Here is an 18,482-nt window from a genome sequence, read left to right as displayed (position 1 = left end):
GGTTTGATGCTGGTTTATAAACAAACGTTAAAGCAATCGGGGCAATTGCCGGCTGACCATTCCGCTCTATATTCACAGCTGCACCGGAAACCGCAAACAATATGAAACGCCTCCTCTTGCTCCTGCTGCTCGCGGCGGGCAGCCTCTCCAACGTTCATGCGCAATCGAAAATATGGTATGATGCGCAATGGGCAAGGGTCGACAGCCTGGTGAATGGGGCGGGCCGCCCGCAGGCTGCGCTCCGCATCACCGACACGGTATATGCTGCTGCACGCCGCCAGGGCAACGAGGCGCAGTTGCTCCGGGCCATCTATTACCGCGGCACGCTCCGGAGCCAGAGCCGTGAAAACAATACGGCGGCCAGCATCCGCGAGCTGGATTCTGAGGCCGCGTCGCTCAAGGCTGTGCCTGCGGCGGTTGTCCATGCCATGATTGCCCGGCAATACAATGATTACCTCGTGGCCAACCTATGGCGCATCCGGCAGCGTGGCGAAGTCACAACAGACACATCGTCCGACATCGGAACCTGGTCGGTGCGCCGGCTACTGGCCGCTGCCGAAAACGAATACCGCCTTGCCCTGCAGCCGAAGGCCGCCCTGCAGGCCCAGCGCACCGATACCTGGGCGCCCTTGCTGCTGCGCGGCACCGAGCCGCGCCTGCGGCCCACGCTTTACGACCTGCTGGCGCATCTCGCCCTGGAATTTTATGCCAACAGCTCGTTCAACAATGCGCTTCCGGGCCGCGACTACAAGCTCGACGCCCCCTGGCTGTTCGCCCCTGCGCCCGTATTTATACGGTCGGTACCCGACAGCAGCAATCGCCCCGAGCTGCAGTCCGTACGCCTCTACCAGGAGCTGACAAGACTCCATCTTCGGCGCGGTGATTCGATGGCCCTCGATGCTGTCGAGGCAGAGCGCCTCTTATTTGCTTACGACCAATACGACGGCGCCGACAAGGACAGCCTGTATGTGCAGGCCCTGCGGGCACGGATTGGCGGCGAAGGCGCACGACCGAACGCGGCTGCACGCTATCTGCTTGCCCTCTGGTACCGCGGACGCGCCGACGGCTACCAGCCACTGAAAGACACGACCTGGCGCTTTGCGAATCAGGCAGCCCTCGACCTGCTGCAGCCGCTCCTCTCCGATAGTGCCCGCAGCCCCTTCTATTGGGCCCAGGCCAGCAACCTCGTGCTGCAGATCCGGCAGCCGTCGCTCGAGGTACGTGTCGAGAAGGTCAACCTGCCGGGCGCTCCGTTCAGGGTACTGCTTGACTGGCGCAATCTGCAACAGGTGTATTTCAAAATCATCCCGGTAGAAGATTCGCTCTCGTTCATGCTGGCCCGGTCGGAAGACTGGAAACGCTTCTTCGCCCGCAAGCAGGTGGCCGGCTGGGCCCAGTCCCTCCCCGACACACGCGATGCGCAGCTGCACAGCAGCGAGCTGAAAGCGGATGCCCTCCCCGTGGGCCGCTACCTGCTCCTGGCAAGCAGCACGCCGGAGTTCAGCCCCACCGAGAGCTATGTAGCCGGCACTTTCTTTTACGTATCCGGCCTGGCTTACCTGCAACAGGAAAACGAATTGATCGTCCTGAACCGGTCTACAGGCCGCCCGGTAGCGGATGCTAACATCCAATTGTACTTCGTTCAGTACCGTAGCAGCAACGGCCGCATGATGCGCAACAGCCTCGGCAGCGCCGTCAGCAATGCACAGGGACGCGCCCGCCTGCCGTTCCAGGCTAATGGCTACGGCCCTTACCAGCTCGACATCCGCCATGGAAACGACCACCTGTTTCTTTCAGATCAAACCGACGTCTTCTACAAGCCCTGGTCGCCGCCGGCAGTAGCGCAGCCAACTGCCAGCAACGTGTACCTGTTTACCGACCGGTCGATCTACCGGCCGGGGCAAACGGTTTATGTGAAAGGACTCGTAGTGGACCAGAACGAGGTGACCCGTCTTGTTCCAAACAGCACATCCTGGCTTATTCTCCGGGACGTCAACGGCAAGGAGCAGGGAAAGCTGCAGGTAACGACCAATACATTTGGCTCCTTCCAGGCCAGCTTTGTGCTTCCGGCAGGCGGCCTTACCGGCAGCTTCACACTGTCTACCGAAGGCTGGAACGGCTATGCGCAGGTTTCGGTTGAAGAATACAAGCGCCCGAAGTTCGAGGTCCGCTTCGACAGCCTGCGGCAGGCCTACCGGGTGGGCGACTCGGTACGCAGCAGCGGCCGTGCCGTTGCGTACGCCAGCAATCCCCTTGGCTCGGTGCCGGTGCGGTACCGCGTTACACGGAGTACTATCATACCGTATTTCTACTACTGGCGCTGGCCCGTAAACGAACCGGCCGTCGAGATCGCACATGGCGAAACCAGTACCGACGCAGACGGGCAGTTTGCCATCCGCTTCCTGGCGAGGCCGGCAACCGGGATTGATTCGGCCAGCAATCCAAGCTTCGAGTACAGGGTATACGTCGACGTCACCGACGCCAACGGCGAAACCCACAGCAGCCTCCAGCTGATCCGTGCCGGCTACCGTTCGCTGTTCCTCGAGGCAAATCTGCCGGAGCGTCTTCCGGTCGACTCTTTCCGCCTCATCCCACTATCGCTGACCAACGCGAACGGGGAGCGCAGCCCCGGCCGCATCGAAGCCCGTATTTCTACAGTGAAAGCAGAAGAGCGTCTCCTACGCCCCCGCCTGTGGGAAGAACCGGACCTGCACCTGCTCCCACGCGACAGTTTTGTGCGCTGGTTCCCCAATGACCCCTATGCCTCGGAAGCGCAGCCGGCGAGCTGGCCGCTTTCCGGCGAAAAGCTGCGCTGGGCCGACAGCCTGCGGGAGAATGCGCTCCTCCTGCCAACGGGAACGAAACTGCCTCCCGGCTTCTACGAACTCGAACTGATCACGGCCGACAGCGAAGGCCGCACCGTACGTGAGCGCCGTCGCTTTGAGCTCACTGCCCCGGGCCATAGCAACCGGCCGCAGTATTTCACAGTCACTCCCTCCACAACGAGCACGGAGCCCGGAGTACCCGTCCGGGTGACGCTCCAATCGGCTACCGGTCTGAGTGTGTACCAAATGCTGCAGCGACGCGGTACAGGCGCCCGGATCACCCAGTCGTTGACCAGCCTGGAATTGAGTGCCCCGGGTACAACGGTGGAGTTGCCCGTCACAGAGGGCGACCGCGGGGGTCTCAGGGCCGATTATATTACGGTTCGCGACAACCGCGTGTTCCGGGAAACCATTCCCGTTGACGTGCCCTGGTCGAATAAGATGCTCCGGGTTTCACTGGCAACATTCCGCGACAAAGCGTTACCGGGCAGCAGGGAACAATGGCAGCTGACGGTGCGCGGCCCGAAAGGCGAGCAGGTAGCGGCCGAAATGCTGGCATCGATGTACGACGCATCGCTCGACCAGCTGAAGCCGCATAGCTGGCCGGTACCTGCTGTCTGGACGAACAACAACTTCCCGGAAAGGGTGACCAGCGATGGCGGCTTCAGCAGCAGCCAGCCGCACACACTCTACCGGGAGCTGGTACAGAAAACAATTCCCGACATAACATCTGACCGCTTTTTGTTTGATGAAAATTACCAGTACTACAGCAATGCCCTTCAGGGGAGGATATCCGGGCTGAACGTTTCCGCCAATGGCCAGCGGCGCATGCGGATGGCCACGGCGATGCCAGCGGCGCAGGCAGGGTTTGACATGGCTGAAGCGGCCGAAGTGGACAAGGTCATGGAGAACAGGTCGTTTAAATATACTACTGCGAAAACAGACACTGCATCTGCAGAGCCGGCCGCGCCCGGCGGAGCAATCGTACCGCGGCGCAACTTCAACGAGACGGTCTTTTTTTACCCGCAGCTCCAGACCGACAGCAGCGGCGCCATCCGGTTTTCCTTTACGTTACCGGAGGCACTCACCCGCTGGAAGTTCAACGCCCTCGCGCACAGCCAAGACCTCGCTTTCGGAACAGCTTCAGCCTCGATCATCACTCAGAAGGATCTTATGGTGCAGCCCAACCTGCCGCGCTTCCTGCGGCAGGGGGATCACCTGCAAATCGCTACCAAGGTTGTGAACACGTCCGGGAAAGAAATGACCGGGCAGGTGCAGCTGGAGCTCTTTGACGCCGCAACCGGGACGGCCGTGGACGGCTGGTTTCAGAACGTGTTCCCGAACCAGTACTTCACCGTTGATGCCAACAGCAGCGAGGCCGTCACCTTTCCTGTGGAAGTACCGTATTTATACAACAGCGCCCTTACCTGGCGCATCACGGCGCGCTCCGGCGACTTTTCGGATGCGGAAGAAAACACGCTGCCCGTGCTGAGCAGCAAAATATTGGTCACAGAAACGTTGCCACTACCGATGCGGGGCAACGGCAGCAAGAGCTTTACGTTCGAAAAACTGCTGCAATCGGGTAGCAGCGAAACGCTCCAGCAGCAGGGCCTGACGCTTGAATACACCGCAAACCCGGCCTGGTATGCCGTGCAGACACTCCCCTACCTCATGGAGTACCCGTATGAATGCACCGAACAGACCTGGAACCGGTATTATGCCCATGCGCTTGCAGCCTTTGTGTTGCAAAAAGCACCACGCATCAAGGCCGTTTTCGAACGCTGGCAGCACTTCGACACTGCGGCCTTGCAGTCAAACCTGGAAAAAAACCAGGAGCTTAAATCGGCACTGCTCGAAGAAACACCCTGGGTGCTTGCCGCTACGAGCGAATCGCAGCGGAAGAAGAACATTGCCCTCCTGTTCGACCTCAGCAAACTGGCCGCGGGCCAGCAGCGTGCGGTCGAAAAACTGCAGCGCCTGCAGCAGGACGATGGTTCCTTCCCCTGGTTTGCCGGCGGCCCCTCCGATCGTTATATCACCGAATACATCATCAGCGGCATCGGCCACCTCCAGGAATTAGGCGTACCGGTAGACGCCGTGCTCCCGATCCGCGAACGCGCGCTGCTCTATACCGACCAGCAGCTGCGTCGGGACTATGAGCAATTGCGCGCATCAAAAGCCGACCTCAAAAAAGTAACACCCAACGGGCTCCAGGTGCTGCACCTGTATGCACGCAGTTTTACACGCAATCGACCTGGCGACGCGAACCGCGCCGCTTTCGACTATTACCTCGGTCGTCTCGACAAGGCCTGGCTCACTATGTCCAAACGTCTGCAGGGCATGACGGCACTGGCCCTTTCCCGGTATGGATCGAAGAAAGTGCCGGGGGATATCCTGCAATCGCTTCGGGAGACCGCGGTGCACAACGAGGAGCTCGGCATGTATTGGAAAAATGTAGGCTTTGGTCGTAGCTGGTATTGGGCGGATGCGCCCATTGAAACGCAGGCCCTGCTGATCGAAGCATTCGCAGAGATCGGAAGAGATACGGCGACGGTGAATGAGCTCCGGACCTGGCTCATCAAAAACAAGCAGACCAACAGCTGGAGTACGACCACAGGGACAGCTGATGCCTGCTACGCGCTGCTGCTTCGTGGCAGCGACTGGCTAACATCGACTCCTCGGGTGCTGCTGCAGGCCGGATCAGTGCAGGTGAGCAGCGATACCGCCTCCGAAGCCGGCAGCGGCTATTTCCGGAAAACGGTACCGGGTAACCTCGTTCGCCCCGAGATGGGACACATCAGCGTGCAGGTCCAGGGCGACAGCAGCCGGTCGGGAGCACCCAGCTGGGGCGCCGTTTACTGGCAGTACTTCGAGGAAATGGACAAGGTCACAGCCGCTGCTACTCCGCTCTCGATCGAGCGAAAGATATTCCGCGAGGTCGTCACCGATAAGGGTCCCGAGCTCCACGCGCTCGAATCGCCGGCGTCGCTGCACGTGGGCGATAAAGTGCGGGTACGCCTTTTACTGCGCTCCGACCGGCCTATGGAGTACGTGCATCTCAAAGACCTCCGCCCCTCCTGCCTGGAGCCTGTAGACGTGCTCAGCGGCTACCACTGGAAAGACGGGCTTGGATATTACCAAAGTACACGCGACCTCAGCACGAACTTTTTCATTCACTACCTGCCACGCGGAACCTATGTATTTGAATACACGCTTTTTGTAACGCACAAGGGTGACTTCAGCGCGGGCCTGGCAAGCATCCAGTGCATGTATGCACCGGAGTTCAGTGCGCACAGTGAAGGACAAAGAGTAAGCGTGGAATAGGCCTATTTTTGACGCATGACGGTCGACTACCTTATTGTCGGGCAGGGCATAGCCGGCTCGCTTCTCGCCTGGTTCCTGCTACAGGAAGGGAAGCGCGTGTGCGTGGTTGACAAGGAAGCGGACGCGACCGCCTCCAAGGTGGCTGCGGGTATCATCAACCCGGTTACGGGCCGTCGCTACCACACCACGTGGAAAGCCGACGAGCTGCATCCTTTCGCCTGGAAGACCTACTCCGATCTCGGAAATCATTTCAACACGACCTACATACACCGTAAGAACATTGTTGAATTCTTCCCGGGGCCGGATGCGCGCAATTTGTTTGTCGACCTGGTACAGGGCGGCAATACGTACATGAGCGCTTACCCTGACCAGAACCGCTTCAACGACCAGTTGCGCTATGACTTTGGATGCGGACAGATCGCACCTGCCTATGTAACGAGTCTTTCACTGCTGCTGGCTGACATCCGCAAGATGCTGCTGGATACAAATGCGCTGCTCTCCGGGAGCTTCGACCACGACGAGCTGCAGCTGCGCGACGGTTCGGTGCAGTACCGCAGCGTGACTGCAGAAAAGATCATCTTTTGCGAAGGCGCAGCCGGACCCGGCAATCCCTGGTTTCAACTACTTCCTTATGCACTCAATAAAGGCGAAGCCCTGATCATCGAATGCCGCGATCTTTCGCCCGATCATATTTATAAAAAGGGATTCCTGCTCGCGCCGCTTTCGGTGCAGCACACATTCTGGGCAGGCTCGAGCTATGCGTGGAACGAGCTGGACTCCGGCCCGACTGAAGCCTTCCGGGAAAAAACGATCGCGCTGCTGGAAAGCTTTTTACGGTTGCCCTTCTCCGTTATCGGCCACAAGGCCGCCGTGCGGCCGGCAACAGTCGAGCGCCGCCCCTTTGTCGGACTCCATCCGGTACATCCGCAGATCGGCATCTTCAATGGCCTGGGCACCAAAGGAACCTCCCTTGCCCCCTACTTCGCCCAGCAGTTAACCAACCACCTGCTTCACGGTGCGCCCCTTACCCCGGAAGCGGATGTCCGCCGCTTCAGCCGCCTGCTTTCGAAAAGCGCCTGACCGTAGATCTACGGGGCTGCCCAATTTGCAACAACGTTCCAAATAAGGCCGCTCAGCCTCTTATATTTGCGCTGAACCACCTATTTTACCGGTCATCACAGGTACTTAACCATTTGTGAAAGCAAACATACCGCTCCTACCGGATTCCTTTTGTGGCCTGCTCCCGCTGCATTTATCTTTGATTCTTCAAATCAAACGGCGCACTGCGCTACTGAAAATGACACACATACTCGATGCCTTGTTTGCCCGCTTCCGTCAGCGTGTAAAGCCCCCGGCAACGATCTCCTGACTGTCCTGACCCCTTCCCTGCTAAAGAACAGCACACAGATTTCCCAGAAGCTTTTACCGCTCCCCTGACCGGGAGCAACCGCAACGGTTTTTCGTTGCTTAACATTCGGCCATGAAAAAGTTTTTCAGCCTGGCCGCAGGAATTGCTATGGCATTTATCCTGCTGCTGGCAGCAACCTGGTTGCACTACCCGGCCCGTGGCGTGCTCCTGCCTGGATTTGATTTCCCGGCGGAGCGCCTGCAGGACCTGATCCGATGCAGCCCCTTCGTGTAAGGAACAAAAACCACTACATATGAACATTGGAAAGAAGATTCTTTCGGCACTCGTAGAGATGCCGGAAGAGCCAAGGCCCGCGAATGCGCCGCCAACTAACGTTAATGCACAAACGAAAGCAGACAGCGCCGAACTGGACAAGTTCCGCAGGCATTTTGCGCACTTGCTCGACGAGGCCAATCTTCCCGGCCCGGACTACTACGAGTTCGCGCGGATGACCGCCGCGATGAACATGCTTCCGGAGGAAGGCGCACGCTACCAGGCGGCCTTTGCAGGCCTGCAGGTGCAGGGGCTCAACAAGCAACGACTTGTCGAATCGGCACAGCAGTACCTGCACTTGCTCGAAGAAGACGCGCAGCGCTTTATTGCTTCGCTGGCGTCGGCCGCGACCGAAAAAGTAGAAGCCCGCGAAACGGAACTCGAAGCGCAGCAGCGGCGGATTGCCGAACTGAGCGCCGAACTGGCTTCGTTGCAGGATCGAATAAGCACCCTGAAAGCGGAGATCGAAGCGAACAGCGGAAAGCTCGAAGGTGCGCGCACAGCCTACCAGTTGGTGCTTTCGGAAGAGCAGGCACGTATCCGGCAACACCTGGAGAAGATCCAGAAACATATTTCCTAACGACAAAACACAAACACAATGATCAACGCAATTCAAAAAACAAATAGTTCAGGCTACTGGTCTGAGCCCAAAAACATCGCCACGGCTATCACCGGACTTGCCCTCGCGGGCGGGCTGGGCTATGCATTCGTCACCTACGTTCTTCCGTGGCTGACAACGGTTGCCTGGAACCTCGTAAACCTGATCATCGCAGGTGTGGTACTGGGATTCCTGCTGCTGCTCGTCAGCAACCGGAAGTTCTGGAGGGCCCTGAAATACCTCTCCGAGTTCCTGGCGAATTACAGCATAGGCCTGGCCATCGAGCTGAATCCGTTTGCCATCCTGCAGGCCCGTATCGACCAGGGCCACTCCGACCGGAATACGCTTTATAAGCAAACCGTCAAGCTCAAAGGAAAGCATAGCGAGCTCCAGGAAAAGCTGAAGGAAAAAGACGGCGAAATGCAGCTCAACATACGCAAGGTGAAAGTGCTGCAATCGGAAGGCGCCGCGCCCCGGCAGATGGACCTTTATGCCAACAACGTGCTGCGCTGCCGTGAGTATATCGACAACGTAACACCGATCGTCGGCGACCTCGGAAAGCTCATCTCGTTTGCCGATGCGGCTTACGAGGAAAGCGGGATCATGCTCGAAGATGCCAAGCTGGATCTGGAGGCGAAGAAAGACCTCTATTATTCGGTAACAACGGGCATGTCGGCTGTATCGAGCGCGCTGCGCGCGTTCAAGGGCGATGACGAGCTCAACCGCGATGCGGACCGCGCCCTGGCCCTCCTGAAGACACAGATCAACGAAAAGATCGGGCATATCAAGTCGGCCATCGACCTCACCTCGAAGTTCATGGATGACCGCGTGCTGGAAGACAAAGCCAAGGCTTCGCAGGTGCTCGAGATGATCCATGGCTTCGATGCACGCTCCGACTTCCACTACAGCAGCCAGTCGCTCGAAAAAAACAAGGACGAAGGCCATCTGAAAGGCGTGACGGTTGCCGACCGCTACCGCGGACTCCTGGACTAACGGCAATCGTTGGTCGTATCACAGAATCGTTACCTGAACCAAACTACGTACAACAAATCGCAAACAATAAACTTCAATAAAATGACACTCAAACTCAAACCTGCAGGCAAGCTTTTAGTTATTGCCTCGATCGTAACCGTTGGTATTCTAAGTGTGCGCTGGTACCAGAGCCGCCCGAAAGCGGTAACCGAATCGCTCGTGCTTGGCAAGGTGGCGCTCCCTGATGCGCCCGAAGCTTCGCTTTCCGCCAATGCCGTTCAATTGCCGCTTCCCTCGACCGAGCCTTCCGGCAACGGTGGCACCCGCATCACCTGGGAGCGGATGGCCTGGAACAGCCAGTTCTCCGGTATGTATGCCAACGGTGGGGTGCGCACCACGAAGGGATCACTCTTCGATGCCGCCAAAGTAGACATCACCTACCTGCGCCAGGACGACTGCAACAAGCAGATGGCCGACTTGGTGAAGTTTGCCCAGTCGTACAAAGACGATCCCGCAACGCCGGCGGTGCTGATCACGTTCATGGGCGATGGTATGCCGGCCTTTATGACGGCACTTTCCAAAGAGCTCGAGCCCCTTGGCCCGGAGTACCAGCCCATCATCCTGCCGATGGCGCACGGTAAATCGTACGGCGAAGACCAGGTGATGGGTCCGCAATCCTGGAAACAGGATCCCCGCAACGCCGTGGGCCACTCGGTGGCCGGTGTGCTGCGCGACGGCGATATCAACATCCTGCTCAAGTGGGCGGGCGATAATGGCCTGCGCGTTAACCCCGACGAAACGACCTGGGACCGCAACGCCATCAACCTCATTGCAGCAGCCGACTTCCTCGATGCCCCGGCCAAGTATATCGCCGGCTACAGCGAGAAACGCAAGCTCGTTGAAGGCGGCCGCACAACCGGCAGGGACACTGTCGTGGGCGTGGATGCCGTTGCCACCTGGACACCGGGCGACGTAAACGTGGCCAGCAAGAAGGGCGGACTGGTGACCATCGCAAGCACCCGCCAGTATGCGGCGCAGATGCCCAACCAGACCATCGCCATCAAGAAGTGGGCTTATGACCACCGCACCGATGTCGAGAATATGATCATGGCGCTCGCACAGGCCGGCGACCAGGTACGCTCCTTTGCCGGGGCGAAGCAATTCGCCGCCCGCGTCAGTGCTGAAGTATACAACGAGCAGGACGCCGCGTACTGGCTGAAGTACTACAACGGTGTGGAAGAAAAGGACCTGCAGGGCCTCAAGGTTTCGCTGGGTGGCTCGATGGTCTTCAACCTGGCCGACATGGCCAACACCTACGGACTTGGCGCCGACCATGTAGACCGCTACAAGGCCGTGTACAACACCTTCGGTAGTCTCATGGTGCAGCTCTACCCCTCGCTGATGCCTTCGTACCTGCCCTATGAGAAAGCCGTCGACAAGTCGTTCCTGTTCTCGGTGATCTCGAATCACCCCGAATTGCTCCAGGGCAAGGCACTCGAAGCGCGTTATGCCGCGAATATCACGTCGGAGGTTTCTTCAAAATCCTACCGCATAGTATTCGAAACCGGCTCGGCGAGCATCGACCCGCAGTCCTACGCTGTGCTGGATGAGATCTTCTCGTCGGCCGTCGTTGCCGAAGGCCTTAAAGTGGGCGTATACGGCCACACCGATGCCGCCGGCTCCGATGCCCTGAACCGTTCGCTTTCCGAACAACGCGCCGCCGCCGTGAAAGCCTACCTGCTGCGCAAGGGGCTCCGCAACGACCGCGTTGAATCGAAAGGCTTTGGCGCCAGCCAGCCCGTTGCCGACAACAGCACCGAAGCGGGCCGCCGTCAGAACCGCCGCGTCGAAATCGTACTCGGCGAATAACAAACCAGGAGGGGCGCTGCAATGCGTCCCTCCTTTCCAAACCAAACGATTATGAAACGCTTGTTCACACCTTTTGAACTTATCAGCAGGAAAAACACGCTCCTGCTGCTTGGAGGCCAGCTGCTGCTGGTCCTCATTTTCTGGCAGCGATACGCCCACGGTCTCTTACCCGGCCCGTTGTCGGTGGGCAACGCATTGGGAAACCTTGTCCAAAGCCGCGTACTCTGGGAGCAGGTGTTTGTGAGCCTCGGCCTGACGCTCGAAGCGCTCGCACTATCGATCGTGCTCACACTCGTACTTGGCTACGCTTCGGTACTGCCCTTCTTCCGCGGGCTTGCCCGGTTCCTGATCGCCTGCCGCTACCTCACGATCACGGGTCTCGTCTTTGTGTTCACGCTGCTTACCCGCGATGGAGGCCAGCTCAAGCTGTCGCTCCTGGTGTTCGGCATGCTGCCGTTTTTTGTCACGTCCTTTCTGTCGGTTCTGGAATCGAGCAACCCGCAGGAATTCGAGTTGTGCAAAACCCTCGGCTACAGCAACTGGGCGGCGCTATACGAGACCGTTGTGATCGGCAAAGCCGACAAGGTGCTGGAACTGCTGCGGCAAAACTTCGCGATGGCCTGGCTGATGATCACGCTCGTCGAAGGCCTCAACATGAGCGAGGGCGGCATCGGCACCCTGCTGATCAAGTACAGTAAATACAACGATCTCCCGCATGTACTGGCCCTGCAGGTGGTGCTCTTCGCAACCGGCCTCGGCTTCGATGCCGCGCTCGGCGGATTGCGCCGCTGGCTTTTTCCCTACACCCGCTTTAAAACCTTATAAGATGCAAACCTACCAGAAAGAAGAAGTGCTGCTCGACGTTCAAGGGCTCGAACGCAGCATCAATGGCCGGCCCATACTCAGCGACATCAACTTTACGATCCGCAACATCACGCGGCCCGGCGTGGCGCAGGGGCAGGTGGTAAGCCTTATCGGGCGAAGCGGCATCGGGAAGACCCAGCTGTTTCGCCTGCTTGCCGGCCTGGAAATTCCCGACAAAGGCGCCGTATTGCTCGACGGCACGCGACCGGTACGGGCCGGCGACATGGGTGTCATTTTCCAGAACTATTACCTGTTCGAATGGCGCACGCTGTACGAATCGCTGTGGCTTGCCGCGCGGCAGAACGATTCGCTGCGCGCGAATGCGAAGGAAGCGATCAACGGCTACGCCGCCGACTTCGGGCTGGCAGACCGCCTGCAATGCTACCCCCAGCAGCTTTCGGGCGGACAGCGGCAACGGGCTTCCATCCTCCAGCAACTGCTGAAGGGCGCCGACTTCCTCCTGCTCGACGAGCCCTTCTCGGGTCTTGACCTGTGCATGATCGAAAAAGTATCGGCGCTGCTGCGAAACGTTTCACTCAGCCACGAGCGAAAAACGCTGCTCATCGTATCGCACGACATCGCGGCCTCGGTTGCTTTGTCGGATACCGTATTTGTACTGGGCCAGCGCCCGGGGATCGCGGGTGCCACGATCACACACACAATGGACCTGATCGACCGGGGACTCGCCTGGGAGCCAGAGATTCGCCGCCTGCCCGGGTTCCGCGATACCGTGGAGGAAATCGGCGCCTGCCTGTAAGCAGGAATGAGGTAATTTTCGAACCGCTAATACAAATGCATGTCAAAAAAAATACTGCTGGCCGCCGCGCTGACCCTTGCCCTCGGCGCCTGCAATGACAAAGACGAAGAAGAGGACATCACGCGCGACGTGAACCACAACGGCTCGGTGGAGTCGACGCTCGAAGTAACCGACCTGGACAGCGCGCACCGGCTGCTCAGCACACGCCACAAAGTGTGGGTTCGCGATACAGTATACCGCACGATCGTGTATACCGACACCCTGCCGGCACTTGGCCTCGAGCATACCGTTGCCGAAAACGAGGAAGGCGACCAAAAGCCCGTGACCGTGAAAAAAGATTACGAAATCTACCTGACCGTAAAATGAAAAAGACCCGCCACATCGAGCTTATCCTGATCACCGCGGCACTCGCGTCCTGCAACCAGCCGAAGAAAGAATGGGACAGCGGCGACACAAAAGAGGGCGTCTACCTGCGAAGCGACACGACAGCCCCGTATACCCGCGCGCACCGCTACCATGGCGGCGGCGCAGCACTCTGGTACTATGCCTTCCGCCCCTACGGCAACTACTATGGCAACTCCTACCAGCGTGCGGGTTATTACTCCGATGCACTTCACCCTTCCTCGAACGTTGGGAGCAACAATTTTAAAAGCGGCGTCACGCGGGGTGGCTTCGGGCGCGGCGCCTTCAGCGTCTCGTCGTGACGGGGCACAAAACAGGACATCATGCAACGACATAGCATCAGCCCGCGCCACAACTGGCAGAAGTCGGTGGAGGCGCTTGGCTTTGGCTTTCATACAACCAACGTTCCCTATTGGGATGAAAGCGCTTACTACTCATTTGCAATGGACGAGATCCTGCAGCTCGAACGGGCAACCGCCGAATTGTGGGACATGTGCCTGCATGCCGTGCAGCACGTGCTCGACGAAGGGCGCTACGCCGAATTCGCGATCCCCGAATGGATCGTGCCCCTTATCGCGCGGAGCTGGACCGAAGACCACCCGGCGCTCTATGGCCGCTTCGATCTTTGCTACAAGAACGGCCAGATCAAGCTGCTCGAGTTCAATGCCGACACGCCAACGAGCCTTTACGAAGCGGGCATCGTGCAATGGTTCTGGCTCCAGGATTTCGCGAAAGACAAAGACCAGTTCAACAGCATCCACGAAAAACTGATCGACACCTGGCGCTACCTGAAGCCATACCTGAATGTCGGTGCGGATGCAAAGGCCAACCTCGCGGGACCGATGCTCCATTTTACCTGCCTGAAGGAAACACTCGAAGACCTGACGAACACGGAGTATATCCGCGACTGCGCGATGCAAGCCGGGCTCGATACGAAGCTGGTATTCGTGGATGATATCGGTTGGGACGCCGATCGCAACGAGTTTGTTGACGGCCAGGAGCAGCCGATCCGGAATATCTTCAAGCTCTATCCCTGGGAATGGCTGCTGCAGGATGATTTCGGGAAGAAGATCCCGGAAGACCGCAACCGCGCCTTCTGGATCGAACCCGCCTGGAAGATGATCCTTTCCAACAAGGCCATTCTTGCCGTGCTGTGGGAGCTGTACCCCGGTCATCCGCTGCTGCTGCCGGCCTACTTCGATCCGAAAGACATGACCCGGTTTGTCAAAAAGCCGATCCTCGGGCGCGAGGGCGCCAACGTGCATATCGTGCGCGACGGGCAGCTGGAGCAGTATACCGACGGCCATTACGGCCGCGAGGGCTATGTGTTCCAGGAGCTCTTCGAGCTGCCGGAATTCGACGGAAACTACCCGGTCATCGGCTCCTGGATCATCGGCCAGGAACCCGCGGGGATGGGCATCCGCGAAGCCGATGGCCTGGTGACGGACAACAAAAGCCGCTTTGTGCCGCACCTGATAGATGGCTGATCTCTGATGGATGATGTCTGATATATTGACTTCTCCCCTATTTCAGCCACCAGACATCCTACATCCGACATTATCTTTGGCGCCCAAATCAGACCTATGTTCCGTTCTCATACCTGTGGCGAGCTTCGCCTGCAACACGCCGGCAGCACCGTCACCCTCGCCGGCTGGGTGCAAAGCATCCGGAAATTCGGCTCCATCACGTTCGTGGACCTGCGCGACCGCTACGGCATCACGCAGCTGTATTTCAACGAGGAGCTGAACCCGCAACTCGACGCCGACCCGCTGGGCCGTGAGTTTGTGCTGCAGGCCACGGGCACCGTTACGGAGCGCACCAACAAGAACCCCAACATTCCGACGGGCGAGATCGAGCTCACGATCACTTCGTTTACGATCCTCAACCGGAGCGCGGTTCCGCCCTTTACCATCCAGGACGACACCGACGGCGGCGACGACCTCCGGATGAAATACCGCTACCTCGACCTGCGCCGCGGCGCCGTCAAAAAGAATATCGAGCTGCGCTATGCCGTCAACCGCGCCACGCGCGACTACCTGCACCAGAACGGCTTCATGGATATCGAGACGCCGTTTCTTATCAAAAGCACTCCCGAGGGCGCGCGCGACTTCGTGGTGCCCTCGCGGATGAACCCGGGACAATTCTACGCGCTGCCGCAAAGCCCGCAAACCTTCAAGCAGCTGCTGATGGTGAGCGGCTATGACCGCTATTACCAGATCGTGAAGTGCTTCCGCGACGAGGACCTCCGCGCCGACCGGCAGCCCGAGTTCACGCAGATCGACTGCGAGATGGCCTTCGTGGAGCAGGAAGACATCCTCAACATGTTCGAGGGACTGGTGAAATACATTTTCAAAGAGGTAAAAGGCATCGATTACAGCGATGCGGTAGAGCGCACCACCTGGGAAGAAGCCATGTGGCACTACGGCAACGACAAGCCCGACATCCGCTTCGGGATGAAGCTCGCCAACCTCAAGTCGGCCTTCCGCCGAACGGGTGTGCTGGAAGCCAACGGCGCGCTGATCAACGGTGCAGATTTCAAAGTATTCGACGAAGCCGAGACCGTGCTTGCGATCGCGGTGCCGGGTTGCAGTGAGTACAGCCGCAAGCAGACCGACGAGCTCACCGATTGGGTGAAGCGTCCGCAGATAGGGATGAAAGGACTTGTATTCATTCGCTGCAATGCCGACGGTACCTACAAGAGCTCCGTTGATAAATTCTATAGCGAGGAAAAGCTGAAAGCCATTGCCGATGCAGCCGGTGCGCAGGCAGGTGACCTCGTGCTGATACTCGCGGGCGCAGAAGAGCGCACACGCAAAGCGATCTCCGAGCTTCGCCTCGAGCTGGGCGAGCGTCTCGGGCTTCGCCGCAAGGACGAATTCAGGCTGCTGTGGGTGCTTGACTTCCCGCTGTTTGAATATGCCGAAGAAGACAACCGCTGGGTGGCCCGTCACCACCCCTTCACGGCGCCGAAGCCCGACCAGATCGCAACGATGATCGACAATAACCCGGAGATCGATAACCCGGAAAAATACCTGGAGCATCCCTATTCGGGGATCAAGGCCAACGCGTACGACATGGTGCTCAACGGCAACGAGATCGGCGGCGGCTCCATCCGGATCTTCCAGCGGCAGCTGCAGGAGAAGATGTTCGCAGCCCTCGGCATGAGCGAGGAGGAAGCGCAGCACAAGTTCGGCTTCCTGCTTGGCGCCTTCGAGTACGGAGCGCCGCCCCATGGCGGTATCGCCTTCGGCTTCGACCGCCTCTGTGCGCTCCTGGGCGGCTCCGAAAGTATCCGCGACTTTATCGCCTTCCCCAAGAACAACAGCGGCCGCGACGTCATGCTCGACGCGCCCTCGGAGATCGATGCGAAGCAGTTCACCGAGCTGCAGATCAAACTCAATCTCGCGGAATAAGCAAAGAAGTATCTTTAAGTCCCGCAGCCGCGGGACTTTTTTTATGCTGCTCACCGAGGAAACCTATAAGCCCAGAAAATACACGGCCCTGCTCCCGCTGCTCGCGCCGCTGTGCATGGCTTTCTTCTTTAATGGACGCGACTGGGCGCAGCAAAAGGCGATCGGCTGGATCACGGCGGGCTGCATCGTAGCCTCGGTAATCATCTACCTGCTGCTGCGCGCGGTGTCCGTTGCCGTAACGCAGCAGGGCCTGCTCTTCAAAGCGCTGCCCGGCGAGCGGTTGCTGGAATGGAAGTCGCTGCGCTCGGTGTATGTGCACCGCGTCTGGTCGGGCAGATCGAGCCAGCTCGAGCTTGTATTTGCTACCGGCGAAGGCGGGCGTCCGGCCACGCTCAACACAAAGCTGTATTCGCGGCGCAGCCTGCAGGGACTCGCATCGGCGGTGCTGGCGATGGCGCCGCAGGCGGAGGCCGATGAGAAAGTACGCGGCTTCGCCGAAGGGCGCTTCCCCTGGTACGTTCGCTGAGCCACATACGCGGTGTCATTAGCAAAATGAAAATAGTGTAACGACCATTCAGTGTTGCACGGGCGTGCCGCCGGGCCGTTCGGGCCTGGGCACCGGGGAACAACGCGCCAGGGCAACCGCGAAAAGACCGGCAATAGCGAGCCCCAACAAGAGGGCAAGCAGCCGGAACCCAAGTTCGTGAACGAGGTTCGACCGCCGCTTTTCTTCGGCTTGCAGTTCGGGCAGGTTTAGCTGGGCAAAGGCCCCGGGCAGTGGAGCTCTCGAGCGCTTCATAACAATACATACTGTGCTGCGGGCGAAAAGGTTGGGTGACGCTCAAAAAAAAGCACGGCTATTAACGAATCCTTCTCGCTTCGGGGCATACATCTTGCGCTTCGGCAAGTTGCAGATGCGAACCTTTTTCTCCCTCCTTTTTGCCATGATCGTACTTACTTCCTGCCAGCAGGGACAGGGCACCGAACCGGCCCTCGATCCCGCTGCACCCTATACCCTTTCCAATGTTTCGTATGGAAGCGACAGCGCGCAGCGCCTCGACGTTTACCTGCCCGCCGGCCGCAGTCAGCGCAGCACACCCGTGATGATCCTCGTGCACGGCGGCGGCTGGAGCGGAGGCAACAAGGCCGACTTCAACAGCTACATCAGCGACTTCCGGGTGCGGATGCCGCAATATGCGTTCGTGAACATCGACTACCGGCTTGTCAACGGAAGCAGCATCCTCCTCCGCGAGCAGGAAGCCGATGTGGCGGCCGCGGTTCGCTTTGTGCAGGAGCAGTCGGGCCGCTACGGCGTGGACCCGCAAAAGATCGTGCTCCTCGGCGCCTCCGCCGGCGCGCACCTCGCGCTCCTTCATGCCTACAGGCATCCCGACAGCGCGATCAGGGCCGTGGTGGATTTCTTCGGCCCCACCGACCTCGTGGCAATGGCGGAGCGGCCCTGGCACCCGCTGGTGCCGCTGGCGCTGCAAATGATACTGGCGAAGACCTATCCCGAAGCACCCGAATTGTACCGTGCGGCTTCGCCGGCCTGGCTGGTGCGGCCCGGCGTGCCCCCGACGCTGATCCTCCAGGGCGGCTCCGACGGGGTGGTACACCCGGCCCAGAGCCGCGCCCTTGCCGCCCGCCTCGAAGGCGCCGGCGTAGCCCACGAGCTGGTGCTCTACCCGAAGGCGCAGCACGGCTGGTACGGGACGACGCTTCAACGCTCGTTTGACACGGTCCAGCGCTTCCTGCAGGTGTATGTACGCTAAATCGC

14 protein-coding genes are annotated in these 18,482 nt (G+C 59.2%); all 14 read left to right on the top strand.

Translation table 11 applies throughout. The features are described from left to right. The first annotated feature begins 101 nt into the window (after positions 1-101). The 14 genes from ACYU7Z_RS16635 to ACYU7Z_RS16570 all read left to right on the top strand — a co-directional run bounded on the left by ACYU7Z_RS16635 (position 102) and on the right by ACYU7Z_RS16570 (position 18,477). The gene (locus ACYU7Z_RS16635) at positions 102-6,149 is read left to right on the top strand and encodes an alpha-2-macroglobulin family protein (RefSeq protein ID WP_460572515.1); all 6,048 of its coding nucleotides are present in this window, start codon (positions 102-104) and stop codon (positions 6,147-6,149) included. Positions 6,150-6,164: 15 nt separating this feature from the next. Then, positions 6,165-7,229 carry an NAD(P)/FAD-dependent oxidoreductase gene (locus ACYU7Z_RS16630; RefSeq protein WP_460572513.1) on the top strand — a complete coding sequence of 355 codons (1,065 nt, stop codon included), beginning with the start codon at positions 6,165-6,167 and terminating at the stop codon, positions 7,227-7,229. A 400-nt stretch (positions 7,230-7,629) separates the two neighbouring features. After that, positions 7,630-7,791: a hypothetical protein gene (locus tag ACYU7Z_RS16625; RefSeq protein WP_460572511.1), complete on the top strand. Its 162-nt coding sequence runs from the start codon at positions 7,630-7,632 to the stop codon at positions 7,789-7,791. 19 nt (positions 7,792-7,810) lie between these two features. Next, the gene (locus tag ACYU7Z_RS16620; RefSeq protein WP_460572509.1) at positions 7,811-8,410 is read left to right on the top strand and encodes a zinc ribbon domain-containing protein; all 600 of its coding nucleotides are present in this window, start codon (positions 7,811-7,813) and stop codon (positions 8,408-8,410) included. A gap of 18 nt (positions 8,411-8,428) precedes the next feature. Then, positions 8,429-9,421, top strand: coding sequence for a hypothetical protein (locus ACYU7Z_RS16615; RefSeq protein ID WP_460572507.1), 993 nt, complete (start codon positions 8,429-8,431; stop codon positions 9,419-9,421). 81 nt (positions 9,422-9,502) lie between these two features. Further along, entirely contained in the window at positions 9,503-11,269 is a 1,767-nt protein-coding gene (locus ACYU7Z_RS16610; RefSeq protein WP_460572505.1) for an OmpA family protein, read from the top strand. A gap of 51 nt (positions 11,270-11,320) precedes the next feature. Then, positions 11,321-12,094 carry an ABC transporter permease gene (locus ACYU7Z_RS16605; RefSeq protein ID WP_460572503.1) on the top strand — a complete coding sequence of 258 codons (774 nt, stop codon included), beginning with the start codon at positions 11,321-11,323 and terminating at the stop codon, positions 12,092-12,094. 1 nt (position 12,095) lies between these two features. Next, positions 12,096-12,890, top strand: a complete 795-nt coding sequence (locus tag ACYU7Z_RS16600; protein ID WP_460572501.1) for an ABC transporter ATP-binding protein — start codon at positions 12,096-12,098, stop codon at positions 12,888-12,890. 39 nt (positions 12,891-12,929) lie between these two features. Beyond that, the gene (locus ACYU7Z_RS16595) at positions 12,930-13,256 is read left to right on the top strand and encodes a hypothetical protein (RefSeq protein WP_460572499.1); all 327 of its coding nucleotides are present in this window, start codon (positions 12,930-12,932) and stop codon (positions 13,254-13,256) included. After that, entirely contained in the window at positions 13,253-13,594 is a 342-nt protein-coding gene (locus ACYU7Z_RS16590) for a hypothetical protein (protein WP_460572497.1), read from the top strand. Before ACYU7Z_RS16595 ends, ACYU7Z_RS16590 begins: the two co-directional genes overlap by 4 nt. Before the next feature lie 21 nt (positions 13,595-13,615). Continuing rightward, positions 13,616-14,779, top strand: a complete 1,164-nt coding sequence (locus tag ACYU7Z_RS16585; RefSeq protein WP_460572495.1) for a glutathionylspermidine synthase family protein — start codon at positions 13,616-13,618, stop codon at positions 14,777-14,779. Between the two features lie 96 nt (positions 14,780-14,875). Further along, a complete protein-coding gene (gene aspS / locus ACYU7Z_RS16580; protein WP_460572493.1) occupies positions 14,876-16,705 on the top strand; it encodes an aspartate--tRNA ligase family protein in 1,830 nt (609 codons plus the stop codon). 43 nt (positions 16,706-16,748) lie between these two features. After that, entirely contained in the window at positions 16,749-17,231 is a 483-nt protein-coding gene (locus tag ACYU7Z_RS16575) for a hypothetical protein (protein ID WP_460572491.1), read from the top strand. Positions 17,232-17,649: 418 nt separating this feature from the next. Continuing rightward, entirely contained in the window at positions 17,650-18,477 is an 828-nt protein-coding gene (locus tag ACYU7Z_RS16570) for an alpha/beta hydrolase fold domain-containing protein (RefSeq protein WP_460572489.1), read from the top strand. Positions 18,478-18,482 lie beyond the last annotated feature (5 nt).

It is taken from the genome of Flaviaestuariibacter terrae, assembly GCF_054777635.1.
Note: the sequence above shows the minus strand (reverse complement) of the source record. Positions and strands in the feature narration are given on the sequence as shown.